Source organism: Agrococcus pavilionensis RW1, from assembly GCF_000400485.1.
Lineage (GTDB): Bacteria > Actinomycetota > Actinomycetes > Actinomycetales > Microbacteriaceae > Agrococcus > Agrococcus pavilionensis.
Genome location: NZ_ASHR01000014.1, coordinates 20,251 through 46,834, shown reverse-complemented (window position 1 = coordinate 46,834; position 26,584 = coordinate 20,251). Strand labels below are relative to the sequence as shown.

At 72.3% G+C, this 26,584-nt stretch carries 19 protein-coding genes and 1 tRNA gene; 8 read left to right on the top strand and 12 right to left on the bottom strand.

Annotated elements, in window-relative coordinates; all coding sequences use genetic code 11:
* Positions 1-6: 6 nt before the first annotated feature.
* Positions 7-792, top strand: coding sequence for a cytochrome b5-like heme/steroid binding domain-containing protein (locus L332_RS29300; RefSeq protein ID WP_021064907.1), 786 nt, complete (start codon positions 7-9; stop codon positions 790-792).
* 162 nt (positions 793-954) lie between these two features.
* Here L332_RS29300 and L332_RS18910 read toward each other — a convergent pair whose 3' ends face one another.
* Both L332_RS18910 and pta read right to left on the bottom strand, forming a co-directional pair.
* Positions 955-2,145, bottom strand: a complete 1,191-nt coding sequence (locus L332_RS18910; protein WP_021009816.1) for an acetate/propionate family kinase — start codon at positions 2,143-2,145, stop codon at positions 955-957.
* Positions 2,142-4,262 (bottom strand): phosphate acetyltransferase, encoded by a 2,121-nt coding sequence (gene pta / locus L332_RS18905; RefSeq protein ID WP_021009815.1) that lies wholly within the window; start codon positions 4,260-4,262, stop codon positions 2,142-2,144. The genes L332_RS18910 and pta overlap by 4 nt, the downstream gene beginning before the upstream one ends.
* Before the next feature lie 143 nt (positions 4,263-4,405).
* Between pta and L332_RS0114835 the strand changes: the two genes are divergently transcribed.
* From L332_RS0114835 to L332_RS18885, 5 genes are all read left to right on the top strand, one after another.
* Entirely contained in the window at positions 4,406-8,344 is a 3,939-nt protein-coding gene (locus tag L332_RS0114835) for a cell wall-binding repeat-containing protein (protein WP_021009814.1), read from the top strand.
* Positions 8,345-8,435: 91 nt separating this feature from the next.
* Positions 8,436-8,520: transfer RNA gene (locus L332_RS18900), tRNA-Ser, on the top strand.
* A 156-nt stretch (positions 8,521-8,676) separates the two neighbouring features.
* Positions 8,677-9,036 (top strand): response regulator transcription factor, encoded by a 360-nt coding sequence (locus tag L332_RS18895; protein ID WP_021009813.1) that lies wholly within the window; start codon positions 8,677-8,679, stop codon positions 9,034-9,036.
* 8 nt (positions 9,037-9,044) lie between these two features.
* On the top strand, positions 9,045-9,998 hold the full coding sequence (locus tag L332_RS18890; RefSeq protein WP_021009812.1) for a HEAT repeat domain-containing protein: 954 nt from the start codon (positions 9,045-9,047) through the stop codon (positions 9,996-9,998).
* On the top strand, positions 9,995-11,470 hold the full coding sequence (locus L332_RS18885; RefSeq protein WP_021009811.1) for a glycosyltransferase family 2 protein: 1,476 nt from the start codon (positions 9,995-9,997) through the stop codon (positions 11,468-11,470). The genes L332_RS18890 and L332_RS18885 overlap by 4 nt, the downstream gene beginning before the upstream one ends.
* Here L332_RS18885 and L332_RS18880 read toward each other — a convergent pair.
* From L332_RS18880 to L332_RS18865, 4 genes are read right to left on the bottom strand one after another with little or no spacing between them, the layout of a single operon-like run.
* Entirely contained in the window at positions 11,435-13,075 is a 1,641-nt protein-coding gene (locus L332_RS18880) for an ATP-binding protein (RefSeq protein ID WP_021009810.1), read from the bottom strand. The two genes, L332_RS18885 and L332_RS18880, sit on opposite strands and share 36 nt — an antisense overlap.
* Entirely contained in the window at positions 13,072-14,763 is a 1,692-nt protein-coding gene (locus L332_RS18875) for a helicase HerA-like domain-containing protein (protein ID WP_021009809.1), read from the bottom strand. The genes L332_RS18880 and L332_RS18875 overlap by 4 nt, the downstream gene beginning before the upstream one ends.
* 55 nt (positions 14,764-14,818) lie before the next feature.
* A complete protein-coding gene (locus L332_RS18870) occupies positions 14,819-16,015 on the bottom strand; it encodes a multidrug effflux MFS transporter (protein WP_031223327.1) in 1,197 nt (398 codons plus the stop codon).
* 20 nt (positions 16,016-16,035) lie between these two features.
* Positions 16,036-17,253, bottom strand: coding sequence for an amidohydrolase (locus L332_RS18865; RefSeq protein ID WP_021009807.1), 1,218 nt, complete (start codon positions 17,251-17,253; stop codon positions 16,036-16,038).
* 123 nt (positions 17,254-17,376) lie between these two features.
* Here L332_RS18865 and L332_RS18860 point away from each other — a divergent pair, with 123 nt between their 5' ends.
* A complete protein-coding gene (locus L332_RS18860) occupies positions 17,377-17,970 on the top strand; it encodes a hypothetical protein (protein ID WP_021009806.1) in 594 nt (197 codons plus the stop codon).
* A gap of 14 nt (positions 17,971-17,984) precedes the next feature.
* Here L332_RS18860 and L332_RS18855 read toward each other — a convergent pair whose 3' ends face one another.
* The gene (locus tag L332_RS18855) at positions 17,985-18,428 is read right to left on the bottom strand and encodes an SRPBCC family protein (RefSeq protein ID WP_021009805.1); all 444 of its coding nucleotides are present in this window, start codon (positions 18,426-18,428) and stop codon (positions 17,985-17,987) included.
* Between the two features lie 86 nt (positions 18,429-18,514).
* On the opposite strand from L332_RS18855, the gene L332_RS18850 reads away from it, so the two are divergent.
* Positions 18,515-19,882 (top strand): MFS transporter, encoded by a 1,368-nt coding sequence (locus L332_RS18850; RefSeq protein ID WP_021009804.1) that lies wholly within the window; start codon positions 18,515-18,517, stop codon positions 19,880-19,882.
* Positions 19,883-19,986: 104 nt separating this feature from the next.
* Here the strand turns inward: L332_RS18850 and L332_RS18845 are convergent, their stop codons facing one another.
* The 5 genes from L332_RS18845 to mmsA all read right to left on the bottom strand — a co-directional run bounded on the left by L332_RS18845 (position 19,987) and on the right by mmsA (position 26,565).
* Positions 19,987-21,153, bottom strand: a complete 1,167-nt coding sequence (locus L332_RS18845; protein WP_021009803.1) for a cystathionine gamma-synthase — start codon at positions 21,151-21,153, stop codon at positions 19,987-19,989.
* 1 nt (position 21,154) lies between these two features.
* Positions 21,155-22,525 carry a cystathionine beta-synthase gene (locus tag L332_RS18840; protein ID WP_021009802.1) on the bottom strand — a complete coding sequence of 457 codons (1,371 nt, stop codon included), beginning with the start codon at positions 22,523-22,525 and terminating at the stop codon, positions 21,155-21,157.
* Between the two features lie 113 nt (positions 22,526-22,638).
* Positions 22,639-23,748 carry a substrate-binding domain-containing protein gene (locus L332_RS18835; RefSeq protein ID WP_031223326.1) on the bottom strand — a complete coding sequence of 370 codons (1,110 nt, stop codon included), beginning with the start codon at positions 23,746-23,748 and terminating at the stop codon, positions 22,639-22,641.
* A gap of 33 nt (positions 23,749-23,781) precedes the next feature.
* Positions 23,782-25,017 (bottom strand): multiple monosaccharide ABC transporter permease, encoded by a 1,236-nt coding sequence (mmsB, locus tag L332_RS18830; protein ID WP_374222128.1) that lies wholly within the window; start codon positions 25,015-25,017, stop codon positions 23,782-23,784.
* A 36-nt stretch (positions 25,018-25,053) separates the two neighbouring features.
* A complete protein-coding gene (gene mmsA, locus L332_RS18825) occupies positions 25,054-26,565 on the bottom strand; it encodes a multiple monosaccharide ABC transporter ATP-binding protein (protein ID WP_200860950.1) in 1,512 nt (503 codons plus the stop codon).
* Positions 26,566-26,584 lie beyond the last annotated feature (19 nt).

Here is a 26,584-nt window from a genome sequence, read left to right as displayed (position 1 = left end):
TGCCGCATGCATCCGCTCGCCGCATCGGGCAGCCCCTTCGACCTGTTCGCCGGCCTGCCGTTGCATCCGCTCGCGGTGCACGTGCCCGTCGTGCTCCTCCCGCTCGGCGCCCTCGGGCTGCTCGTGCTCATCGCAGTGCCGCGCTGGCGCGCCCCGCTCGCCTGGCCGGTCGTCGGCGTCCTCGGCGTCGCGACCGTCGGCGCGCTCGTCGCGAAGCTCTCGGGCGAGGCGCTCGCCGCGCGCGTCGGCTCCCCCGGCCAGCACGAGCAGCTCGGCAACTGGCTGCTCGCGACCTCCGCGGTCCTCTTCGTCGCGGCCCTCGCGTGGTGGCTGTGGCAGCGCCGGAGCGCTCGCGCCCGCCGCTCGACCGGCGTCATGAGCGTGCTGGCCGGGATGCTGCTCGGCACGGTCGCGCTCGGCGCGGTCATCATCGCGGTGCTCACCGGCCATTCCGGCGCGACCTCCGTGTGGGCCGACCGCGTCGCCGCTCCCCCAACCGAGCCGTCCGCCTCGGCGTCCCCGAGCGCATCCGATGACGGGGACGACGCCGACGACGACATCTCGATCGCCGAGGTCGCCAACCACGACGACTCGGCGTCGTGCTGGGTCGCGATCGAGGGCACCGTCTACGACGTCACGTCGTGGGTGACGCGGCACCCCGGCGGGCCTGACCGCATCCTCGCGATCTGCGGCACGGATGCGTCGGAGGACTTCGGCGAGCAGCACGGCGGGCAGGCGCTCCCGACCGAGCGGCTGAGCGAGTTCGCGATCGGGGAGCTCGCCGAGCGCTGAGCGGCCCCGAGCGCCAGCGCACCTCCACGCAAAGTGCCGACACTCTGCGATCTTCGCGCCCCCGAAGCGCAGAGTTCCGACACTCTGCGATCTTCGCGCCCCCGAAGCACAGAGTGCCGACACTCTGCGCTCGAGCGGCGCGGCGCGGCGCGGGGCCGGCGGCTAGGGCTCGACGAGCGCGGCCACCTGCCGCGCGATCTCGAGCTCCTCGTTCGTCGGCACGACCCACACCTCGATCGGCGAGCCGTCGGCCGAGATGCGGCGCTCGCCGCGGCCGGCGTTCCGCTCGGGGTCGAGCACGATGCCGAGCCCCTCGAGACCCTCGAGCGCCACTTCGCGCACCCGCGCGGCGTTCTCGCCGATGCCGGCGGTGAAGGCGATCGCGTCGGTGCGGCCGAGGTGCGCGAGGTAGGCGCCGACGGTGCCGCGCAGCCGGTGGCCGACGATCTCGAGCGCCTCGACCGCGCGCGGCATGCCCGCGTCGGCCGCCTGCAGCACGTCGCGCATGTCGCCGGTGCCGGTGAGGCCCAGCAGTCCCGAGCGCTTGTTGAGCAGGGTGTCGATCTCGTCGACCGAGAGCCCGGCGACGCGATGGAGGTGGAAGATGACGCCCGGGTCGATGTCGCCCGAGCGCGTGCCCATCACGAGCCCCGCGAGCGGCGTCATGCCCATCGACGTCTCGACGCTGCGGCCGCCCCGCACCGCGGTCGCCGAGGCCCCGTTGCCGAGGTGCAGCACGATCGAGTTGACGTCCTCGAGCGGCCGCTCGAGCAGCTCGGCCAAGCGGCGCGAGACGAACTGGTGGCTCGTGCCGTGGAAGCCGTACTTCCGCACGCGGTGCTCGGCCGCGATGCGCGCCTCGATCGCGTAGCGGTGCGCGGCGGGCGGGATCGTGAGGTGGAAGGCCGTGTCGAAGACGGCGACGTGCGGGTAGCCGGCGAACGTCGCGCGGGCCGAGCGAATGCCCTGCAGGTTCGCGGGGTTGTGGAGCGGCGCGAGCGGGGCGAGGTCGTCGATCTGCTGCGCGACGTCGTCGTCGATGCGCACCGCGCGGTCGAAGCGCGCGCCGCCCTGCACGACGCGGTGGCCGATGCCGAGCAGCCGCGCGGCACCGAGGTCGGGCCCGTGCTCCGTGAACTGGTGCAGCACCCATCCGAAGGCCTTCTCGTGGTCGGGGATCATGCGCCGCTCGACCACGGCCTCGCGACCCGGCACCTCGTGCTTCGCGTCGCTCGACGTCTCGCCGATGCGCTCGATGAGCCCGCTCGCGAGCGCCACCCCGGAGTCGACGTCGACGAGCTGGTACTTGAGGCTCGACGAGCCGGCGTTGATGACGAAGACCGAGCGGGTCACGAGCGCTCCTCTCCCGCCCCGCCTGGCGCATCCGCCCCCTGAGCCTGGATCGCGGTGATCGCGATCGTGTTGACGATGTCGCTCACGAGCGCGCCGCGCGAGAGGTCGTTCACGGGCTTGTTGAGCCCTTGCAGCACCGGCCCGATCGCGAGCGCGCCCGCCGATCGCTGCACCGCCTTGTAGGTGTTGTTGCCGGTGTTGAGGTCGGGGAAGACGAACACCGTCGCGCGCCCGGCGACCTCGGAGCCGGGCATCTTCTTGCTCGCGACGGCCGCATCCGCCGCTGCGTCGTACTGGATCGGGCCCTCGACGAGCAGCTCGGGCGCGCGCTCGCGCACGAGCGCCGTCGCCTGCCGCACGCGGTCGACCTCGGCGCCCGTGCCCGACTCACCCGTCGAGTACGAGAGCATCGCGACGCGCGGCTCGATGCCGAAGTCGCGCGCCGTCTGCGCCGACGAGATCGCGATGTCGGCGAGCTCCTCGACGGTCGGCTCGGGGATGACGGCGCAGTCGCCGTAGACGAGCACGCGGTCGGCGAGCGCCATGAGGAAGACGCTCGAGACCACCGAGACGCCCGGCTTCGTCTTGATCGTCTCGAACGACGGCTTGATCGTGTGCGCGGTCGTGTGCGCCGCGCCCGACACCATGCCATCGGCGTCACCCGTGTGGACCATGAGCGTGCCGAAGTAGCTGACGTCGAGCAGCCGCTCCATCGCCTGCTCGATCGTGACGCCCTTGTGCGCGCGCAGCCGCTGGTACTCGGCCGCGTACTTCGGCCGCAGCTCGGCGTCGTCGGTCGCGACGATGCGCGCGTCGGCGAGGTCGAGGCCGAGCCGCGCCGCCCGCTGCCGGATCGACGTCTCGTCGCCCAGGATCGTGAGCCGCGCGATGCCGCGGGCGAGCACGGTCGACGCGGCCTGCAGGATGCGGTCGTCGTCGCCCTCGGGGAGCACGATGTGGCGCAGGTCGGCGCGCGCCCGCTCGACGAGGCTGTGCTCGAAGATGAGCGGCGTGACGACGTCGGTCGTCGCGACCTCGAGTCGCTCGAGGAGCGCCTCGGCGTCGACGTGCTGCTCGAAGAGCGCGAGCGCAGAGTCGCGCTTGCGCTGCGTGCCGTCGATGAGCGAGCCGCGCGTGACGGCGATGCGCCGCGCGGTCTCGTAGGTGCCGTGCGGGCTGCGGCCGATCGGCACGTCGAGGTCGAGGCCGTCGAGCAGCCGCTGCACCGCGGGGTGCAGGTCGAAGCCGCCGTTGAGCACGATGCCGGCGATCGAGGGGAACGTGCCCGACTGCTGCGCGAGCAGCGTGCCGACGAGCACGTCGGAGCGGTCGCCGGGCGTGACGAGGATGCCGCCCTCGATGAGCCGGTCGAGCACGTTCTCCATCGACATGCCGGCCACGACCGTGCCGAGCGACTCGCGGGCGAGCAGCTCGGCGTCGCCGCGCACGAGCTCGGCCTCGGTCGCGCGGAAGAGCGTGCCGACGCTCGGCGCGCTCAGCAGCGCATCCTCGGGGATCGACCACACGGGCACGCCGGCGGGCACGGCGTCGGCGATCGCGGCGGGGATGCCGTCGATCGCGGATGCGTCGGCACGGTTGACGATGACTCCCGCGAGGGATGCGTGGGAGGCGGCGAGCTCTGCCGTCGTGACCTCCGCGAGCTGCCGCAGCTCGTCGGCGGAGCGGGGAGCGTCGGTCTCGGGGTGGTGGCCGCCGAGCACGAGGAGCACCGAGGCGCCGAGGTTCGCGGCGACGCGCGCGTTGAAGCCGAGCTCGGTGGGGCTGCCGACGTCGGTGTAGTCGGAGCCGACGATCACGATCGCGTCGAAGCGCTCGTCGATGCGGTGGAAGCGGTCGACGATGGTCGCGAGCGCCGCGTCGGCGTCATCGTGCACCGCCGCGTACGTCGTGCCGATCGCCTCCTCGTAGGAGAGGTCGACGGCGTCGTGCGCGAGCAGCAGCTCGAGCACGGCATCGCGCTCGGCGGACGACCTGGCGATGGGGCGGAACACGCCGACGCGCTCGACGCGCCGGCTCAGGGCTTCGACGAGCCCGAGGGCGACGATCGACTTGCCTGCGTGGCCCTCGGGCGAAGCGATGACGATGCGGGTCGGCACCGGCCCAGGCTAGCGCCACGCGCCTGAAGGTCACGAAACGGTAACGCTTGTGCCCCACCCTGTTCTGAACCTTTGCGGCGGCTTAGGTTTGACCGCATCCGCCCCCAACGTCGGGGGCTTCGTCCTGAACGAAGGATCACTCTGTGAGCACACTCAACTCGAAGCGTGTGCGCCTTCGCCGCGGCATCGCACTCACCACCGCCCTCGCGCTCAGCGCGGGGGCGTCGGTGCTCGGTGCAGCCGCAGCGAGCGCCGCGCCTCAATCACCATCGATCGACACGAGCGGCTTCGAGAGCGGCCGCTACATCGTCGTCCTGAAGGACGACGCGATGGCGACCTACCGCGGCGGCCTCCAGGGCCTCGCGCGCACGGCGCCGGTCGGCACCCGGAGCATCGACGTCGACTCCCCGGCAGCCAACGCCTACGCCGCGCACCTCGAGTCGACGCAGTCGCAGGTCGCGACCTCGATCGGCGCCGAGATCGACGCGAGCCTGACGGTGACGATGAACGGCTTCGTCGCCGACCTCAGCACCGAGCAGGCGCTCGAGCTCGCGCGCGACGGCCGCGTCTCGCAGATCTTCCCCGACGAGATCCTGCAGATCACGCAGAGCCCGGCGAACGAGTACCTCGAGCTCGAGAACCTCTGGAACGAGGTCGGCCGCCAGGAGGAGGCAGGCGCCGGTGTCGTCGTCGGCATCCTCGACACGGGCATCGCGCCCGAGAACCCGCTCTTCGCGGGCGACCCCCTCGGCACCACGCCGGGCGCCGAGCCCTACCTCGACGGCGACACGATCGTCTTCGAGAAGGCCGACGGCACGACGTTCACCGGCTACTGCGAGGAGGGCGAGCAGTTCTCGGCTGACGACTGCTCCACAAAGATCGTCTCGGCCCGCTACTACGTCGACGGCTTCGGCGAGGCCGACCTCGGCGACGCATCGGTCGGCGAGTACGTGTCGCCGCGCGACGGCGACGGCCACGGCTCGCACACCGCCTCGACGGCGGCGGGCAACGCCGACGTGCCGATCAGCTCGGCCGGCGGCGCCGACCTCGGCACGATGAGCGGAGTCGCCCCCGAGGCGCGCATCGCCGCGTACAAGGTCTGCTGGACGGGACCCGACCCCTCGGTGACCACCGACGACGGCTGCGCGACGAGCGACTCGATCCAGGCGATCGAGCAGGCGACGATCGACGGCGTCGACGTCATCAACTACTCGATCGGCGGCGGCGCTGCCACGTCGGTGGCGACGCCGACGGACATCGCGTTCCTCGGCGCTGCCGCGGCCGGTGTCTTCGTCTCGGCCTCGGCGGGCAACGCCGGACCGGGCGCTTCGACGCTCGACCACGCCTCGCCCTGGTACACGACCGTGGCGGCCACGACCGTCCCGAACTACGAGGCGACCATCATCCTGCCTGGCGACGAGCGCATCCCCGGTGCGTCGATCACCGTGCCGATGGGCGAGGACGCCGAGCCGGTGACGGGCGAGTTCATCTACGCGGGCGACATCCCTGCCGCTGGCCAGCAGGCCGCGCGTGCGGCGCTCTGCCTCCCCGGCACGCTCGACGCCGAGCGCGCCGCGGGCATGATCGTGCTCTGCGACCGCGGCGAGAACGCGCGCGCCGAGAAGTCGCAGGTCGTCGCCGACGCGGGTGGCATCGCCTCCGTGCTCGTCAACGTGACGCCTGGCTCGATCGACCTCGACGACCACGCGGTGCCGACGGTCCACGCGGACGCGCAGTACCGCGACGAGCTGCTCGCCGCGGCGCGCACGCCCGGCACGGTCATCACGCTCGAGGCCGGCAACAGCTCGGGCATCGAGACGCCCGCGCCGGTCGTCGCAGGCTTCTCGTCGCGCGGCCCCGCCGTCGCCGAGGGCGGCGACGTCCTGAAGCCGGACATCGCTGCGCCCGGCGTCGGCATCATCGCCGCGACCGCGAACCCGGAGGACGGGGAGCCGACCTTCTCGTTCCTCTCGGGCACCTCGATGGCCGCTCCGCACGTCGCGGGCCTCGCGGCGATCTACCTCGGCGCGAAGCCGCTCGCGACGCCCGCCGAGGTCAAGTCGGCGCTCATGACGACGGCCACTGACGTCGTGAACGCCGACGGCACCCCGTCGACCGACCCCTGGGCGCAGGGCGCCGGCTTCGTCAACACGCAGTCGATGCTCGACCCCGGCCTCATCTACCAGAACGGCACTGCCGACTGGTTCGGGTACCTGCGCGGCCTCGGCTACGTGCTCCCGGATGAGTGGGTGGGCAGCCCGATCGACCCGAGCGACGTGAACATCGCCTCGATCGCGATCGGTGCGCTCGCCGGCACGCAGACCGTCACCCGCACGGTGACGGCGCTCGAGCCGGGCCAGTACACGGCCTCGACCTCCGGCATGCCGGGTGTCGACGTGTCGGTCTCACCCTCGACGCTCTCCTTCACGGAGGCGGGCCAGACCGCGACGTTCGAGGTGACGTTCGACGTCACCACGGCGCCGCTGTCGACCTGGTCGTCGGGCTTCCTCACCTGGAACAGCTCAGAGCACGCCGTCCGCTCGCCGCTCGCCGTGCAGCCGGTCGCAGTCGCCGCGCCGGAGTGGGTCGAGGGCATCGGCACCTCGGGCGAGACCCCGGTGACGGTGGTCTCGGGCATCGACGCCACGATCCCGATCGACGCCAACGGGCTCGCGAAGTTCGCGCAGCTCGGCGCCGACCAGGGCGCCGACGGCGACCTCTGGATCTACCCGTTCCAGATCCCCGCCGGCGAGCTCGTGCACTACATCACGCTCGACGCGGCCGACGACACCTCTGACTTCGACCTGTACATCCAGCGGCTCAACGCCTCCGGTACACCGGTGGAGCAGTGGGTCAGCGGCACGGGTGCGGCCGACGAGGCCGTCATGCTCGAGGCACCCCAGGCCGGCAGCTACCGGGCCATCGCGGTCCTGTACGCGGTCGGCTCCGAGGGCGCGCCGAGCTCGTTCGAAGTCGACCACGTCGGCGTGGGCGACGGTCAGCAGGAGGGGATGTTCCGTACGGAGCCTGCGGCGATCGACGGCGCGCTCGGCGAGTCGTCGACGTTCGAGGTGAAGTGGAACGGCCTCGCCATCGACTCCGAGTACCTCGGCGTGCTGGAGTACGGCGGCACGTCCGAGCGCACGATCGTCCGCGTGACGACGGGTGATGTCACCATGCCGACCCCGGATCGCCTCGCTGGCGCCGACCGCTTCGAGACGGCTGTCGCCATCTCGCAGGAGGGCTTCCCGGAGGGCGCTGACACCGTCTACGTCGCCAGCGGAGAGCGCTTCCCCGACGGCCTCGCAGCGGCACCTGCGGCCGCGTCGGATGACGCTCCGCTCCTGCTGACCCGTGCGGGCTTCCTGCCCGACGCGATCGCCGAGGAGATCGAGCGCCTGTCGCCCGAGCTCGTCGTGATCGTCGGCGGCGAGCCCTCGGTGAGCCCGGCGGTCGCCGCCGAGCTCGAGGGGCTCGCGACCGAGGTCGTGCGCATCGGCGGCGTCGACCGCTACGAGACGAGCCGTCTCATCGCGGAGTATGCCTTCGAGGGCTCGGAGAGCGCCTTCATCGCCACCGGCCGCAACTTCCCCGACGCCCTGTCGGCGGGCGCGGCAGCCGGTTCGATGGACGCACCGATCCTGCTCGTGGACGGCAAGGCGGACGACATCGACGCGGGTACGCTCGCGGAGCTCGACCGCCTCGGCGCGGACAGCGTGTACCTCCTCGGAGACCAGGCCTCGATGTCGAACGGCATCGAGCTGGACTTCGACAACGAGGGCCTCGTCGTCCACCGCTTCGCCGGCTCAGACCGCTTCCAGACGGCGGTACTCGTCAACCAGGCGATCTTCGACGGCCCCGTGCCGCGGATGTTCATCGCGAGCGGGATGAAGTTCCCGGATGCCCTGAGCGCCTCGGCGCTCGCGGCCGCCGAGGGCTCGCCGCTTTACCTGGCCACGTCGAGCTGCATCAACTCGTCGATCGTGACGGAGAGCCTGCGGCTGGGACAGCCGCCGGTGACCCTGCTCGGCGACGAGACGACGCTCTCGGCCGCGGTCGCGGAGTACGCCATCTGCCCGTAGCGGGCCGGTGAACGGAGGGGGCGAGGACCGAGGTCCTCGCCCCCTTCGCCGTCTCGGGTAGGATCGCAGGGTTGACCGTCCGCGGTCGCCGGGAGGATTCGCCTAGTGGCCTATGGCGCACGCTTGGAAAGCGTGTTGGGTGCAAGCCCTCAGGGGTTCGAATCCCCTATCCTCCGCCGAGCGATGGGGCGGGCGTCCAGCCCGCCCCATCCGCGTCCCCAGGTGCCTTCCGTGTAGGTTTGAGCCATCGGCCCCGGCCACCTCGACTTGTCACGATGGAGCACCATGAGCGAGAGCTGTCAGCCGCGAGCACTCCGCGGGAGGGCGGCCCGGTGAGCGGCCGCATCCTCGTGGTCGACGACGATCGTGACATCCGCGACCTCGTCGCGATCAAGCTGGAGTCCGCCGGCCACGATGTCGTCACTCGGGCGGACGGTGCGCAAGCGCTCGAAGCCGGCATGGAGGGCGGCTGGGACGTCATCGTGCTCGACGTCATGATGCCCGGCATGTCAGGCATCGACGTGCTGCGCGCCCTGCGCGACCGCGGCGTGGAGACGCCCGTGATCCTGCTCACCGCGCGCGGGCAGGAGAAGGACATCGAAGCGGGCTTCGCCGCCGGTGCCGACCACTACGTCACGAAGCCCTTCAGCCCGCGGGCCCTGCTCGCGCGAGTCACCGCCGCGCTGGGATGAATCCCCTCGTGGCCCCCGAGCTGCTGTGGGCCCTACTGATCGCCGCCCTGCTGGTCACGCTCGGCATGCTCGGCACGCTCGTCGTGCAGCGCTCCTCGCGGCGAGCGCGCGAGCGGCGACGTCGCGAGCTCGACGGGCGCCTCCGGCGCCTCGTGCTCGAGGCGACGATCGCGGACGACGACGAGCTGCCGGCGCTGCTCGACCGGATGCGCGCACTCGACCGCGGCGAGCACGCGCACATCGGCCGCACCGTGTTCATGATGCTGCAGGACGTCACCGGCGAGGCCGCCGACCGGCTCCGCGCGGTCGCTGCCGCGGTCGGGCTCGCACCGCTCGTGCTCGACGCCGCCCGGCACCGCAGCGCGGTGCGCCGCGCTGACGCCGCCGAAGCGCTCGGCCGCCTCGCCCCCGAGGGCGCGCTCGAGCTGCTGCTCGAGCTCGCCGACGACCGGGAGCCGGAGGTGCGCACGGTCGCCGTGCGCGCGCTGGGCTCCTTCGAGGATCCGATCGCGGTCGACGCGGTGACGCGGGCGCTCGCGACCGAGAGCGGCGTGCCGTCGACGGTCGCGGCCACGGCGCTGCTGCAGCAGGGCAGCGCGGCGAGCGAGCGCGTGCGGCAGGCGCTGCGCGACCCGGACGCCGGCATCCGCCGCGGCGCCGCGCGCGTCGCCGGGCTGCTGCAGGTGCCCGGCGCAGGCGAGGAGCTCGTGCGACTCGTGCAGGACGAGCACGAGTCGGTGCGGCTCGCGGCGATGCGCTCGCTCGAGCGCCTGCCGGTGCGCGACGCGCTCGGCCCGCTCGTCGAGCAGGCGCTCGCGGGCGGCACGAGGGGCGAGGCAGCGGCGCGCACGATCGCCGCGATGCCGAGCGCGTGGCGCGGGGAGGCGCTGCGCGCGCTCGACCGCGCCGAGCCTGGCGTGCGTCGCGCGGCCGGCCTGCCGCGTCGGGAAGCGCTCGCATGAGCTGGCTCCACGACGCGCTCGAGGCCATCTTCGCGGTGCTCGCGTGGCCGTCGGCGGTCTACTTCATCGTCGCGAACACCTCGATGCTCGTGCTCATCCTCGTGGCTTCTCGCCACTTCGCCCGGTACTTGCGCCGCAGCGAGCACCGCGGCGAGGACGCGATGGCCGGGTCGCCCGTGAGCCTCGGCGTGACGGTGATCGTCCCCGCCTACAACGAGGGCGCCGTCATCCTCACGAGCGTGCGCTCGATGCTCGACCTCCGCTATCCCGACCACGAGGTGATCGTCGTCAACGACGGCAGCGCCGACGAGACGATGCAGCTGCTCAAGCAGGAGTTCGCGCTCGTCGAGGACGACCGCGACCTGCCCGGCCGGATCCCGGTGCGCGGGCGGCTGCGCGGTGTCTGGCGCGCTCCGGAGGGTGCCGTGCCGCTCGTCGTCGTCGACAAGGAGAACTCGGGTCGCTCCGACTCCGTGAACGCCGCCCTCGACCTTGCGAGCAAGGAGCTCGTGGTCATGGTCGACGCCGACTCGATCCTCGAGCCCGACGCGCTCCTCTCGGTGTCGAAGCCGTTCGCCGACGATCCGGACCGCGTGGTCGCGACCGGCGGCGTCGTCCGCATCGTCAACAACTCGCGCGTGCTCGGCGGCCGCATCGTCGAGCTGCGGATGCCCAAGCAGCTCATCACGCGCATCCAGGTGGTCGAGTACCTCCGCGCGTTCCTGCTCGGCCGCACCGCGTGGTCGGACCTGAACGCGCTCATCCTCATCTCGGGCGCGTTCGGCATGTTCCGCCGCGACGTGCTCGTCGAGCTCGGTGGCCTCGATCCCGACTCGATCGGCGAGGACTTCGAGCTCGTCATGCGCATCCAGCGCTGGATCCGCGACGGCCACCGCGACGCGCGCGTGCGATTCGTCGCCGAGCCGGTGAGCTGGACCGAGGCGCCGTCCACGCTCAAGGTGCTCGCGCGCCAGCGCCGCCGGTGGCATCGCGGGCTGTGGGAGGTGCTGTGGAAGTTCCGCGGCATGCTGCTCCACCCGCGCTACGGGCGCGTGGGGATGCTCGCGCTCCCCTACTACTGGCTCTTCGAGCTGCTCGCGCCGCTCATCGAGCTGGTGGGCATCGTCATCGTCGTGCTCGGTCTGCTCGTCGGCGCGGTCGACCCGGTCGCCGCGCTGCTCCTGCTGCTCGTCTCGTACGGCTACGGGACGATCGTCACGCTCGCCGCGGTCGTCGTCGAGGAGGCGAGCTTCCACCGCTACGAGCGCTGGCGCGACCTGGCCGCCGTGCTCTGGGCGGTGCTGGCAGAGAGCCTCGGCTACCGACAGCTGACCGCCATCTGGCGCATCCAGGGCTGGTGGGCCGCGCTCACGGGCCGCAAGCAGGTCTGGGGCGAGATGACCCGCACCGGCTTCGCCGGCGCGAGCGCGAGCGGCTCAAGCGGCCCGGGGCAAGCGGAACGAGGCGACTGAGCCGACGCCGAGCTCGCTCGAGAAGTCGATCGAGCCGCCGTGCGCGTGCACGATCATCCGGCAGATCCACAGGCCGAGTCCCGCACCGGGCAGCTGCGACTCCCGGGCCGAGCTCGAGCGGTAGAAGCGCTCGAAGACGCGCGCGACCTCGTCGGGCCGTACGCCCGGACCGTCGTCGCGCACGGAGACCACCGCCTCCTGCCCGTCGAGCTCGATGCGCACCTCGACATCGCCGTCGTCGTGCGTGTACTTGATGCCGTTCGAGATGAGGTTCTCGATCACCTGGCTGAGCCGCCGGGCGTCGCCCTCGACCATGGCGACGGGCCCGTCGACGAGCCGCAGCGAGACGCGCTTGCGCCGAGCGCGATGGTCGAGCAGGGCGACGGCGTCGACGGCGAGCGCCCGCAGGTCGACGTCGGTCGACTGCAGCTGCACCTCGCCGCGGCTCATCTCGCCCACCACGAGCAGGTCCTCGACGAGCGCCCGCAGGCGGTTGGAGTTGCGCTGCGCGGTCTCGAGCCACGACCGGAGGTCGCCGGGCAGGTCCTCGTCGAGCGCGATCTCGAGATAGCCGGCGATCGACGTGAGCGGCGTGCGCAGCTCGTGGGAGACGAGCGCGACGAAGTCGTCACGATCCTCGAGCATGCGCATGTAGGCGGTGACGTCGTCGATCGAGGCGATCGAGCCGCGGAACTCGCCGTCGAGCAGGATCGGCCGCGACGACATGCGGATCGCGACCAGGTCGTGGCCCGGCCGGCTGATCCAGCAGTCGACGTTGTCGAAGGCCTCGCCCCGCGCGGCGCGCACGAGGGGCGTCCGCGAGTGGCGGATGCGTCGGCGGGTGTCGATCTCGAGGAAGCGGACGCCGTCGAGCATCGTTGCGACCGACTCCCCGGCGATCGCGGGATGCTCGCGCAGCGTCGGGTTGACGCGCTCGATGCGACCCTCGGGGTCGAGCAGCATGAGGCCGATGCGCGCGGTCTCGAAGACGGCGTCGATGAGCGTCGCGTCGGCTGCCGCCTTCCGAGCGATCTCGGTGCGCTCGCGCTCGCGCTCGAGCAGCGCGCGCTGCTGCCGCCCGAGGAGGCGCGAGTAGTAGTGGGCCGACCAGGCGGCGGCGAGGAGGGACGCGGGGATGAGCACGGTGCCGACCGCGTTGGCCGTCAGGAGCGTGCCCGTCGTACCGGCCAGGTGCACGCCGAGGATCGCCGCGATCACCGCGCTCACGCCCGCGACGATCGCGATGCCGCGCCTGCCCGCCACGATGCCGATCCAGAACGCCGGGAGCACCGCGAGCAGCGCGAGGGTGCGAGGCGCGCTCGCGTCGACGAGCAGCACCGCGCTCGCGGCGAGGTCGAGCATCGGCACGACGGCTCTCGCCCGTCCGCTCCCGGCGGGCAGCAGCGTCGCGATCAGGGCGATGATGGTCGCGACAGCGAGGATGCCGACGGCCGTCCACGCCCACGGATTCGACCACACCCTCGGATTGGCGATTCCCATGACGAGGAGGACCGTCGCGGCGAGCAGGGCGTAGGGCACCTGCAGCTTGCGGGTCTGCGGGGAGAGCGCGGCGTCGGAGCGCTCTCCCGGCTCCAGCGCGCTCACCGGCGCCGGTTGCCGAAGACGCCGCGCACGATCTCGCGGAGGATGGTCTGGCCGGTGCGCGAGCCGATGAAGTCGGTGACCGGGCTGCCGCTGCGGTCGCTCGAGCGCCCCCGCGAGCGACTGCGCTGCGATGCCGCCTCGCGCTCGAGTCGCGCGGCCTCCGCCTCTGCCTCGGCGAGCTCGCGCGCACGCTGCGCGGCCTCCTCGGCGCTGCGCAGCCGCGCCTGGAGGATCTCGCGCGCCGACTCGCGGTCGACGGCGGTGCCGTAGCGCCCGAGGAGGCTCGACGACTCGACCGCCCGCCGCAGCGCGGCTTCCGGACTCGGGTCCATCGATCCCTGCGGCGCGCGCATCCGCGTCCAGGCGACGGGCGTCGGCGCGCCGCGCTCGCCCATCACGGTGACGACGGCCTCCCCGGTGCCGAGGCTCGTGAGCACCTGCTCGAGGTCGTAGCCGCTCGTCGGGTAGGTGCGCACCGCGGCGCGCAGCGCCTTCGCGTCGTCGGGCGTGTGCGCGCGCAGCTGGTGCTGCACGCGCGAGCCGAGCTGCGCGAGCACGTCGGCGGGCAGGTCTTTCGGCGACTGCGTGACGAAGACGATGCCCACGCCCTTCGAGCGGATGAGCCGCACGGTCTGGGTGATGGCGGCGAGGAAGTCCTTCGACGCATCCCGGAACAGCAGGTGCGCCTCGTCGAAGAAGAAGACGAGCTTCGGCTTGTCGAGGTCGCCCACTTCCGGCAGCTCCTCGAACAGGTCGGCGAGCAGCCACATGAGGAAGGTCGAGAACAGCGCCGGCTGGCTCGCGACGCTCGGCAGCTCGAGCAGGCTGATGATGCCGCGACCGTCGGCGCTCGTGCGCAGCAGGTCCTGCGGGTCGAACTCCGGCTCGCCGAAGAACACGTCGGCGCCCTGCTCGCTGAAGGCGGTGACCTCCCGCAGGATGACGCCCGCCGTCTGGGTCGAGACGCCCCCGAGCCTCCGCAGCTCGGGCTTGCCGTCGCCCGTGAGCCACAGCAGCAGCTCGCGCAGGTCCTCGAGGTCGAGCAGCGGCAGCTGCTGCTCGTCGGCGTACGCGAACACGATCGCGAGGCTCGACTCCTGCGTCGCGTTGAGGCCCAGCACCTTCGCGAGCAGCGTGGGCCCGAACGACAGCACGGTCGCGCGGATGGGCACGCCGACGCCTCGCCCGCCGAGGGCGAAGTACTCGACCGGGAACGCGGTCGGCTCCCAGGCCTGGCCGATGCCCGCGGTGCGCGCGAGCAGTGCGCTGTCCGACTCCCCGGGCTGCGCGACTCCCGAGAGGTCGCCCTTGATGTCGGCGGCGAACACCGGCACGCCCGCGGCCGAGAGCTGCTCGGCGAGCACCTGCAGCGTCTTCGTCTTCCCCGTGCCCGTCGCGCCGGCGATGAGCCCGTGGCGGTTGAGCATCGAGAGGGGGATGCGCACCTTGGCTTCCGGGTCCGGGTCGCCGTTGACGAGCGCGCCGAGCTCGAGCGCGGGGCCGTCGAACGCGTAGCCGGCGCGAACCGCCTCGACCGCGGCCTCGTCGAGCGGACGCTCGCGAGCCGGGTCGTCGTCGCTCGCGCGCTGGCGCGCCGCCTCGAGCGCGGCGATGCGCGCCTCGGCCTCGGCCTGCGCCTTGCGCGCTGCCTCGAGTGCCGCTTGCGCTTGCGCCAGCTCGTCGCTCATGCGGCCCATCCTTGCACGCAGGCCGCCGCGATCCCTGTCCCGGTACGGCGACGCGTCACTCGACGGGCGGCACCTGCCGCGGCCGCACGACGAGCCACAGCGACAGGGTCGCGAGCACGCCGCACGCGAGCATGATGACCCCCATCGGCACCGCGCTCTCGACGCGGAAGAGCCCGACGACGGGGCTCACGAGTCCCGCGATCGACATGTTGAGCGCACCGAGCAGCGATGCGGCGGTGCCCGCCTCGCGACCGTGGTTCGCGAGCGCGAGCGTCTGCACGCACGGCATCGAGAGCCCGAAGGCGAGCGCGAACAGCGCGAGCGGCGGCACGAGGCCCGGCACTCCGGCGCCGGCGAGATCGAGCACGACGATGAGCGTTGCGCCGACGATGAGCAGCGCCGTCGACACGGCGAGCACCCACTGGGCGCCCCAGCGGTTCGCGGCCGCCGCCGCGGACTGCGTGCCGCACAGCACCGCGACCGAGCAGATGGCGAACACGAGGCCGAACTCGCCCGGCGTGAACCCGTAGACCTCCTGCAGCAGGAGCGACGAGGTCGAGAGGTAGGCGAACATGCCGCCGAAGATGCTCGCGCCGATGATCGCGACACCGACGAAGACGCGGTCGGTCAGCACGGCGCGGTACTGCGCTCGCAGCGGCACCCGGCCGCTCGGCTGCCGCAAGTGGGCGGGCAGCGTCTCGCGCAACACGAGCAGCTGGAGCCCGATGACGACGACCGCGTACGCCGCGAGCACCCAGAACAGCCCTCGCCACTCCAGCACCCCCATGAGCCACGAGCCGATGACGGGCGCCGCGATCGGCGCGATGCCGATGACGAGCGCGAGCCGCGACAGGGCGGTCGTGAGCCGTCGGCCGCCGAAGAGATCGCGCACCATCGCGATCGCGACCGCGGTGCCCGCCGCGGCCCCGAACCCCTGCACGACGCGCAGCGCGAGCAGCGTGGCGATGTCGGGTGCGATCGCGACGCCGACGCTCGCGACGGCGTGCACGCTCGTCGCGGCGAGCAGCGGCACCCGGCGCCCGATGCGATCGGAGAGCGGCCCCATCACGAGCTGCCCGAGCGCGAAGCCGAGCGTCGTGGCCGACAGCGTGAGCTGCACCACCGCATCCGTCGTCGCGAACGTGTCCTTCACGGCCGGGAACGCCGGCAGGTAGAGGTCGATCGTGAAGGGCCCGAGCCCGGCGAGCAGCCCGAGCACGAGCAGCACCCGGAAGCGCCGGCCCGGGCTCATGGGCTCCCCGGGCGCGCCCGTCACGCGGCGGGCAGCGCCAGCGGCACCTCGTCGCGCGGGGCGACGCGCTCCTCGCCGGTCGCGGCGTCATGCTCGAAGACGACGCGGCCGTCGATGAGCACGGTCCGCGGGCGGGCCATCGGGTCCATCCAGTCGCCGCCCCACACGACGAGGTCGGCGCGCTTGCCGACCTCGATCGAGCCGACCTCGTGCGCGACGCCGAGCGCCTTCGCGGGGTTGATCGTGATCGCGCGCAGCGCGGTCTCGCGGTCGAGGCCCTCACGGACGGCGAGGGATGCCTGGTGGACGAGGAATGAGATCGGGATGACCGGGTGGTCGGTGATGATCGAGAGCTCGACGCCCGCCTTCGCGAGCTTGCCGGGGTTCGCGATCGAGCGCTTGCGCAGCTCCATCTTCGACTTCGTCGTGAAGAGCGGCCCGATGAGCACGGGCACACCGCGCTCGGCGAGCAGATCGGCGACCACGTGCGCCTCGGTGCCGTGGTCGATGATGAGGTCGTAGCCGAACTCGGCCTGCAGGCGCAGCGCCGTGACGATGTCGTCGGCGCGGTGCGCGTGCTGGCGCCACGGGATCTCGCGGCGCAGCACCTTGCCGAGCGCCTCCATCGTGAGGTCGACCTCGGCGGTCGCGCCGGCGTCGACGTCGTTGTGCTTGCGCTGGTAGTTCTGCGCGGCGACGAATGCGTCGCGGATGATCTTCGCCGTGCCGAGCCGGGTCGACGGCGTCTGCTTCTTGTCGCCGTACACGCGCTTGGGGTTCTCGCCGAGCGCGCTCTTGAGGCCCGCGGGCTCGCGCAGCACCATGTGGTCGACGATGCGGCCGTGCGTGTGGAGCGTCGTCGCCTGGCCGCCGATGGGGTTGCCCGAGCCGGGGTTGACGTTGACCGTCGTCACGCCGCCCGCGAGCGCGAGGTCGAAGCCCTCGTCGAAGGGGTCGATCGCGTCGATCGTGCGGACGCCCGCGGTGTTGGGGTTCGTCATCTCGTTGGTGTCGTTGCCCGCGGCGCCGTCGCCCTCGGGGTGCACGCCGAGGTGCACGTGCGCGTCGACGAGGCCCGGCGTCACCTGCGCGCCGCCGGCGTCGATCACCGTCGCTCCCTCCGGCACCGCGACGTCGGGGCCGAGCTCGGCGATGCGGCCGTCGCGCACGAGCACCGTGCCCTCGAACTCCTGGCCCTCGACGGGCACGACCTGGGCGTTGACGATGGCGAGCAGCATGCGGTTCCTCTTCGGATCGGTGGGTCGGCTCCAGCGTACGCCTGATTAGCCGAACGAACGACTTTGGGCTCGTCGCTTGACCGCTCCGGCGAGGCTGGGTTGACTCGGAGGGAAGGGAGGCGCATGACCGCGACAGTGCACGACCGCAATCCCCGCGCGGCACGGACCCGCGACGGCCAGCGGCTCGCAGGCGGGATCGCGATCGCGCTCGGCGGCGGCGTCTGGCTGCTCCCGGCGCTGCTCCCGGGCACAGCTGCGGCGATGCCGCTGCCCAGCGCGACGGCCCCGGGGCTCGTGCTGCTCGGCGCCGTGCTGCTGCAGTTCGGGATCGTCGGCGACCGCGCGCGCTTGAGCTGGGTCAAGGTCGGGGGCATCCTGACCCTCTGCTACTTCTGCTCCTGGTTCGCCCTGTACCTCGTCCCTGGAGCGCTCGCGGCTGCGCACTCCTGGGACGCGATCTCGGTGACGCGACTGCTGGTCGGGCTCGTCGCGGCGATCGTCATCGCGAGGAGCTGGCCCGTGCGCGGCTACGACCGCTGGGCGATGCTCGTCGTCGTGCTCGCCGACGCGCTGAACGCCCTCGCGTGGGGCTGGGTGCTGCTCGCCGTGCCGTCCGTCGGCCTGATCGCCCTCGTCGGCGCGCTGTTCCCGCTGGCCCTGGTCGCGCTCGGCGCGAGCCACGTCGTGAGCGCGATCCGCCTCCGGCGCGAGCGCTGACCGCGGCGCTGGGCTCAGTCGTCGACGAGCTCCTCGAGCCGCGTCAGGCAGTCCTGCCATCCCTGCTGGAAGTCGTCGACCTCGTCGATCGGCGCTGTCTGCCGCACGACGATCCGCACGCCGCCCTCGACCTCGGCGAAGTCGATCGTCACGAGCTCCTCGCGCGCGCCCTGGTCGTCGCCGGAGAGCCAGATCCACGACTGCGCGATGCGCTCGCCCTCGTCGAGCTGCAGGTAGCGCCCCTGCACGCCGAAGCCGCCGTCGCCCGTCTGGATCCGGTACGAGCCGCCCTCCCGGCCGTCGATCTCGTAGCGGGTGTCGTCGAACATCGGCCACCACCAGCGCTCGAGGCCCTCGGCCGTCGTCCACAGCGGCCACAGCGCATCCGTCGTCATCTCGACGAAGCCGATGACCTCCGCGTGCTCGATGTCGTCGGGGATCCGCAGCTGCTCGCCCATGCCGCAACGCTAGCCGCGCGCGGCCCGACCGCGCACTATCGTGGTGGCCGACCGGCGACCGTGCGCCGCAGACGAGAGCGATCCCCGTGACCCTCCCGACCGCCGAAGGCCTCAGCCGCTCCGAGCGGCTCGACCGCCTGCCGTTCTCGCGCGCCCACGGCCGGCTGCTCGGCACGAGCGGCATCGGCTGGGCGCTCGACGCGATGGACGTCGGCCTCATCTCGTTCGTCATCGCGGCGCTCGCGCAGCAGTGGAGCCTCACGGCGACCGAGTCGAGCTGGATCGCCTCGATCGGCTTCGTCGGCATGGCGATCGGCGCGACGGTCGGCGGCCTGCTCGCCGACCGGATCGGCCGCCGCAGCGTCTTCGCGCTCACGCTGCTGGTCTACGGGCTCGCGACCGGCGCCTCGGCGCTCGTCGGCTCGCTCGCGGCCCTGCTCGTGCTGCGCTTTGTCGTCGGGCTCGGCCTCGGCGCCGAGCTGCCGGTCGCCTCGACGCTCATCAGCGAGTTCGCGCCAAAGCGCATCCGCGGTCGCGTCGTCGTCTGGCTCGAGGCGTTCTGGGCGCTCGGCTGGATCGCCGCCGCGGTCATCGGCACCTTCGTCGTCGGCGCCGCCGACGACGGCTGGCGGTGGGGGCTCGCGATCGGCATGGCGCCGGCCGTCTTCTCGATCGTCGTGCGCTGGGGCATGCCCGAGTCGGTGCGCTACCTCGAGGCCCGCGGGCGCATCCCCGAGGCCGAGCGCACGGTGCGGCGCTTCGAGCGATCGGCGGGTGTCGCCGCGCCGGTCGAGGACGAGACGACGGATGCGTCGGCACGGTCCGAGCCGACGGCTCCGGATCCCCGGGGCACGGTCGCCGACGCCGATCGCGTCTCGATCTGGTCGCCCGCGCTCCGCCGCCGCACGATCGCGCTGTGGGCGGTGTGGTTCTGCATCAACTTCTCGTACTACGGCGCGTTCATCTGGATCCCGTCGCTGCTGGTCGAGGCCGGCTTCCCGCTCGTGCGCTCGTTCGGGTTCACGCTCATCATCACGCTCGCGCAGCTGCCCGGCTACGCGACGGCGGCGTTCCTCATCGAGCGCTGGGGACGACGCCCGACGCTCACGGCCTTCCTCGCCGGCTCGGCGCTCGCCGCCGCGTGGTTCGGCACCGCGTCGACGGAGGGCATGATCATCGCCGCCGGCTGCGCCCTCTCGTTCTGCAACCTCGGCGCGTGGGGCGCGCTCTACGCGATCGGGCCCGAGCTCTACCCCACGAACGTGCGAGGCACGGGCACGGGCGCGGCGGCGGGCTTCGGCCGCATCGCCTCGATCATCGCGCCGCTCGCCGTGCCGCCGCTGCTCGGCCTCGGCGGTCCGCTGCTGCTGTTCGCGGTGTTCGCGGCGGCGTTCGCGATCGCGGCGGTCGCCGCGTGGACGCTCCCCGAGCGGCGCGGCGCCGCGCTCGAGTAGCGCGCTGGAGTTAATGCGGAGGCCCTTTCGGGCCTCCGCGCGACGCCAGCGCCGGGGCCCGTCCCGGGCCCCGGTCACCGTCGCACGGAGCGCACGCCTCCCGGCTACGCCAGCTTCCCGAGCGCCTGCTGCAGGTCGGCGACGAGGTCGTCGGCATCCTCGAGGCCGACCGAGAGCCGCAGCAGGTCCTCCGGCACGGCGAGCTCGGTGCCCTTGACGGATGCGTGGGTCATCTCGGAGGGGAAGCAGACGAGCGACTCGATGCCGCCGAGCGACTCGGCGAGCTGGAAGACCCCGGTGTGCCGCACGAGCTCGAGCGCCGCGGCCTTCCCGCCCGCGAGCTGCAGCGACACCATGCCGCCGAAGCCGCGCATCTGCCGCGCCGCGAGCTCGTGCTGCGGGTGATCGGCGAGGCCCGGGTAGTGCACCGCCGTGACGGCCGGGTGCCCGACGAGCGACTCGGCGACGAGCTGCGCGTTCTGGCAGTGCCGCTCGACGCGCACGGCGAGCGTCTTGAGCGAGCGGCTCGTCAGCCACGCGTCGAACGGGCTGTTGACCGCGCCCACCGCGAACTGCTGGAAGCCGATGCGCTCGGCGAGCGACGCATCCGCCGTCACGACCGCGCCGCCGACAAGGTCGGAGTGCCCGCCGATGTACTTCGTCGTCGAGTGCACGACGACGTCGGCACCGAGCCCGAGCGGCTGCTGCAGGTAGGGCGTCGCGAAGGTGTTGTCGGCGACGACGATCGCGCCGGCCGCGTGGCCGAGCTCGGCGAGCCCGGCGATGTCGGCGACCTTCATGAGCGGGTTCGAGGGCGTCTCGACCCACAGGATCTTCGTGCTCGGCCGCAGGCCCGCGCGCACGGCGTCGAGATCGGATGCGTCGGCGGTGGAGATCTCGACGCCCCAGCGGGAGTGGATCTGCGAGACGAGCCGGTGCGTGCCGCCGTACACGTCGTTGCCCATGAGCACGTGGTCGCCCGGCTGCAGCACGGCGCGCAGGATCGCGTCCTCCGCGGCGAGCCCGGAGCCGAACGCGAACGCGTGCGAGCCGCCCTCGAGGCTCGCGAGCTGCTGCTGCAGCGCGTCGCGCGAGGGGTTGCCGCCGCGCGAGTACTCGTAGCCGTCGCGGAACCCTCCCACGCCGTCCTGCACGAACGTCGAGGTCATGAAGATCGGCGGGATGACGGCGCCGGTGCGCGGGTCGAAGGGCTGGCCGTCGTGGATGGCGCGAGTCGAGAAGCCGTGGGATGCGTGGTGGTCGTCGTTCATGTCAGGCGTCCTTCGCGAGGTGGGCGAGCAGGTCGGTGCGGGCGACGACGCCGGCGGGCTTCGCGGCGTCGAGCACGAGGACGGCGTCGGCGTCCCGCAGCGCCGCGCGGAGCGCATCCACCGATTCCGTGATGCCGATCTGCGGCATCCGCGGGCCGAGGTGCTTCCCGACGGGTTCGGCGAGGCTCGCGCGCTCGGCGACGACCGCGTCGAGGAGCGCGCGCTCGTCGACGGCGCCCGCGACCTCGCCGAGCACGACGGGCGGCGCCGCGCGGAGCACGGGCAGCTGGTGCACGCGGAGCTCGCGCATCCGCTCGATCGCGGCGCGCACGGTGTCGCTCGGGCGCACGTGCGCGAGGACGGACGGCTCGGCGCCCATGCCGGCGAGCACGTCGCGCACCGTCGGCCCGGCGTCCGCCGCTGCGAAGCCGTGGGACCGCATCCAGGAGTCGGAGTAGAGCTTCTGCAGGTAGCCGCGGCCGGAGTCGGGCAGCAGCACGACGACGACCGCGTCGGCGGGGAGCCCGCGCGCGACGCGCAGTGCAGCCGCGACCGCCATGCCGCTCGAGCCGCCGGCGAGGAGGCCCTCCTCGCGGGCCAGGCGGCGGGCCATCGCGAACGACTCGGCGTCGCCGATCGCGATCACCTCGTCGACGACGCTCGGGTCGTAATTGCCGGGCCACATGTCCTCGCCCACGCCCTCGACGAGGTAGGGGCGGCCGGTGCCGCCGGAGTAGATCGAGCCCTCGGGGTCGGCTCCGATGATGCGGACGGCGCCGTCGGAGACGCGCTTGAGGAAGCGCGCGGTGCCGGTGATCGTGCCGCCCGTGCCGACGCCAGTGACGAAGTGCGTCACGCGGCCGTCGGTGTCGCGCCAGATCTCGGGGCCGGTGGAGGCCTCGTGCGCGGCCGGCGCGGCGGGGTTGAAGAACTGGTTGGGCTGGAACGCGCCCTCGATCTCGTCGGTGAGCCGGTTCGCGACGCCGTAGTACGACTCGGGGCTGTCGGGCGCGACCGAGGTGGGCGTCACGACGACCTCGGCGCCGTAGGCGCGCAGCGTCGCGCGCTTGTCCTCGGCGACCTTGTCGGGGCACACGAAGACGCAGCGGTAGCCCTTCTGCTGCGCGACGAGCGCGAGGCCGACGCCGGTGTTGCCGCTCGTCGGCTCGACGATCGTGCCGCCGGGGCGCAGCAGGCCCTTCGCCTCGGCGTCCTCGATCATCGCCTGCGCGATGCGGTCCTTGACCGAGCCGCCGGGGTTGAGGAACTCGACCTTCGCGAGCACGGTCGCGGCGATGCCCTCGGTGACCCTCGAGAGGCGCACGAGCGGGGTGTTCCCGATCGTCTCGAGGACGGACTCGGCGTAGTGCATGTGCTCCTCCAGGTCGGCGCTCCAGCCTAGCGAGCGCGGCCACGGCGGCATGCGGGCGGCCCCGAGCGCAGCGCGGCGGGCGGCCCCTCGAGGGAGCCGCCCGCCGCGGTCGCTCAGCCCTCGGTGAGGGGCGCGAGATCCGGGTTGTCGGCGTACGCCTCGGCCGCGTTCGCCTGCGTGACGATCACCGGCTCGAGCAGGTTCGAGGGCACCTCGATCGCGCCGTTGTCCGACGTCGCGGTCGTCTCCGGCTCCTCGCCGGCCTGCAACGCCTGCACCATCTCGATGGTCGCGGCGACGAGCGCGCGCGTGTCCTTGTAGATGGTGGAGTACTGCGTGCCCGCGACGATCGCGCGCACCGACTCGACCTCCGAGTCCTGGCCCGTCACGACCGGCACCTCGCGGCCGTCGTTCTGCACCGAGGTGAGGATCGCGCGCGCGAGGTTGTCGTTCGGCGAGAGCACGCCGTGCAGCTCCTGCCCCTGGTAGGAGCTCTGCAGGATCGTGTCCATGCGGTTCTGCGCGTTCTCCGCCGCCCAGTCCTCGGTCGAGGTCTGCTGCACCGTCGTCTGGCCCGAGACGACCGTGAGCGTGCCGTCGTCGATGCGCGGCTGCAGCACGCTCATCGCGCCGTCGAAGAACACCGCCGAGTTGGAGTCGTCGGGCGAGCCCGAGAACAGCTCGATGTTCCAGGCCTCCTGGTCGCCGTAGCGCTCCTCGAGGCCCTGCAGCAGCGACTCGGCCTGCAGCTCGCCGACGTGGAAGTTGTCGAACGCGACGTAGTAGTCGACGAGCTCGCTGTTCTGGATGAGCCGGTCGTAGGCGATGACGGTGATGCCGGCGGCGTCGGCCGCCTGCAGCTGCGTCGCGAGCTGGTTCGTGTCGGCCGCGCCGATCACGATCACCTCGGCGCCGCCGTCGATCATCGTCTGGATCTGCTGCTGCTGGTCGCCGACCGAGTTCGACGAGCCCGCGTACTGCACGTTGCCGTCGAAGCCCGCCTCGTCGAGGCCGTTCGTGAACAGGTCGCCCGCGAGCACCCAGTTCTCGCTCGTGCGGTCGGGCAGGGCGACGCCGATCGTCGCGTCGGCGGCGAAGCCCTCGGCCGCCGCCCCCTCGCTCGGGTCGGCGCTGCTGCTCCCGGTGTCGCCGCGGCCGCAGCCGGTCAGTGCGACGCTGACGGCGACGATGCCGACCAGCGCCACCGTGGTGGTCTTCCTCATGGTTGCTCCTTCAGTGCGGATGGGTCGGTTCGGTCAAGCGGGATCGGCGGCGCGGCTGCCGCGCATCCCGCGCTGCAGCAGGCCGATGATGGAGAAGCGCCCCTGGCGCTTGTTGAGCACGTCGATTGCGACCGCGATGAGCAGCACGAGGCCCTTGATGACCTGGATCCAGTCGGATCCCGTGCCGATCGCGAAGAGGCCGTTCGAGAGCACCGCCATCACGAGGCCGCCGATGATGCTGCCCGCGACGGTGCCGATGCCGCCCGCGACCGCGGCACCGCCGATGAAGACGGCCGCGATCGCGTCGAGCTCCCAGCCCGTGCCGTCGGCGGGACCGGCCGCTTGCGAGCGCGCGATCCAGAGCATGCCGGCGACCGCCGCGAGCACCGACATGTTCGCCATCACGAAGAAGTCGACCCAGCGCGTGCGCACGCCCGAGAGCTCGGCCGCCCGGCGGTTGCCGCCGACCGCGTAGATGTGGCGGCCGAGGGTCGTGCGCTGCGTGAGGAAGCCGTAGGCGAGCACGAAGATCGCGAGCAGGATGCCCGAGTGCGGGAAGCTCGTGCCGGGGCGTCCGCTCGCGAACAGCAGCGTCGCCGCGACGATGACGCCGGCGACGAGCACGAGCCGGGTGACGAGCACCCACATGGGTGCGACTTCGGCGCCCACGCTCTGCCGCCGGGCGCGGCGGCGCAGCTCGAGCACGACGACCGCGACGATCGCGATGAGGCCCAGCAGCAGCGTGGGGTTGTTGTAGCCGGTGTCCGGGCCGATCTCGGGCAGGTAGCCCGCGAGCAGCGCGACGAACTCGGAGTCGACGCCGATGCCGCGCGACTGGCCGACGAGCTGGTTGAGCCCGCGGAACATGAGCATGCCCGCGAGCGTGACGATGAAGGCGGGCACGCCGACGAACGCGACCCAGAAGCCCTGCCACGCGCCGATCGCGATCCCGAGCCCGAGGCCCAGCAGGATGCTCGACCACCACGGGATGCCCCAGTCGGTCATCGAGATGGCGACGACGACGCTCACGAACGCGGCGACCGAGCCGACCGAGAGGTCGATGTGGCCGGCGATGATGACCATCACCATCCCGATCGCGAGGATGAGGATGTACGACTGCGACTGGACGAGGTTGATGACGTTGCCCGACGAGAGCGTCGTGCCGTTCGTCGCGAGCTGGAACGCGAGCACGATCACGATGAGCGCGCCCAGGATGCCGAACTCCTTCAGCGATCCCTTCTTGCCGAACAGCATGCTCGCCTCGGCCAGGAACCCGCGCCGCGGCGTCGCCCCATCGCTCATCCGTCAGTCACCCTTCGTCGGCGCCATGCGGCGCATGAGCATCTCCTGGTCGGCCTCCGCTGCGGGCAGCTCGCCCGTGATCCGGCCCTCGAAGATGGTGTAGATCCGGTCGGCGAGCCCGAGCAGCTCGGGCAGCTCGGAGGAGATGAGGATGACGCCCTTCCCCTGATCGGCGAGCTGCCGGATGATCTGGTAGATCTCGCTCTTCGCCCCCACGTCGATGCCGCGCGTCGGCTCGTCGAGGATGAGCAGGTCGGGGTCGGTGAACATCCACTTCGACAGCACGACCTTCTGCTGGTTGCCGCCCGAGAGCGTGTCGACGCCCTGCTCGACGTCCGGGGCCTTGATGCGCAGCGCCTTGAGGTACTCCTCCGCCGCGTGCAGCTCGCGGATCGGGTCGACGACGCCCGCGGTCGAGACCTTGCCGAGCTTCGCCGAGACGACCGAGCGCTTGATGGTGTCGAGCAGGTTGAGCCCGAGCGCCTTCCGGTCCTCGCTCACGTACGCGATGCCGTGCTCGATCGCCTCCGGCACCGAGCGCACGCGGATCTCCTGCCCGTCCTTCACGATCGTGCCGCCGAGCCACGTGCCGTACTGGCGGCCGAAGAGGCTCATCGCGAGCTCGGTGCGGCCGGCGCCCATCAGGCCGGCGAAGCCCACGATCTCGCCGCGCCGCACGGTGAAGCTCGAGCCCTTCGCGACGAGCCGCTCGGCGGAGAGCGGATGCTGCACCGTCCAGTCGCGCACCTCGAAGAAGACGTCGCCGGCCGCGCCCGAGCGCTCGGGGAAGCGGTGCCCGAGCGTGCGCCCGACCATGCCGCGGATGATGCGGTCCTCGTCGACCGCGCCGTGCTCGATGTCGAGCGTCTCGACGACCCGGCCGTCGCGGATGATCGTGATGGCGTCGGCGACCTGCTCGATCTCGCCCAGCTTGTGGGAGATCATGATCGACGTCACGCCCTTGCCCTTGAGCCCGACGATGAGGTCGAGCAAGTGCTGCGAGTCGGCCTCGTTGAGCGCGGCGGTCGGCTCGTCGAGGATGAGCAGCCTGACGTCCTTCTCGAGCGCCTTCGCGATCTCGACGAGCTGCTGCTTGCCGACGCCGATGTGCTTGATGGGCGTCTCGGGATCCTCGTCGAGGCCGACGCGGGCGAGCAGCTCGGTCGCGCGCACGTGCACGGCGTCCCAGTCGATCGCGACGCCCTTCCGCGGCTCGTTGCCGAGGAAGATGTTCTCGGCGATCGACAGCTCCGGCACGAGCGCGAGCTCCTGGTGGATGATGACGATGCCCGCGCGCTCGGAGTCGTTGATCCTGCCGAAGGCGACCGGCTCGCCCTGGTAGACGATCTCGCCGTCGAAGGTGCCGTGCGGGTAGACGCCCGAGAGCACCTTCATGAGCGTGGACTTGCCTGCGCCGTTCTCGCCGCAGATGGCGTGGATGCGTCCCTTCCGGACCTCGAGGCTCACGTCCTCGAGCGCGCGGACGCCGGGGAACTCCTTCGTGATGCCCCGCATCTCCAGGATCACCGGGTCC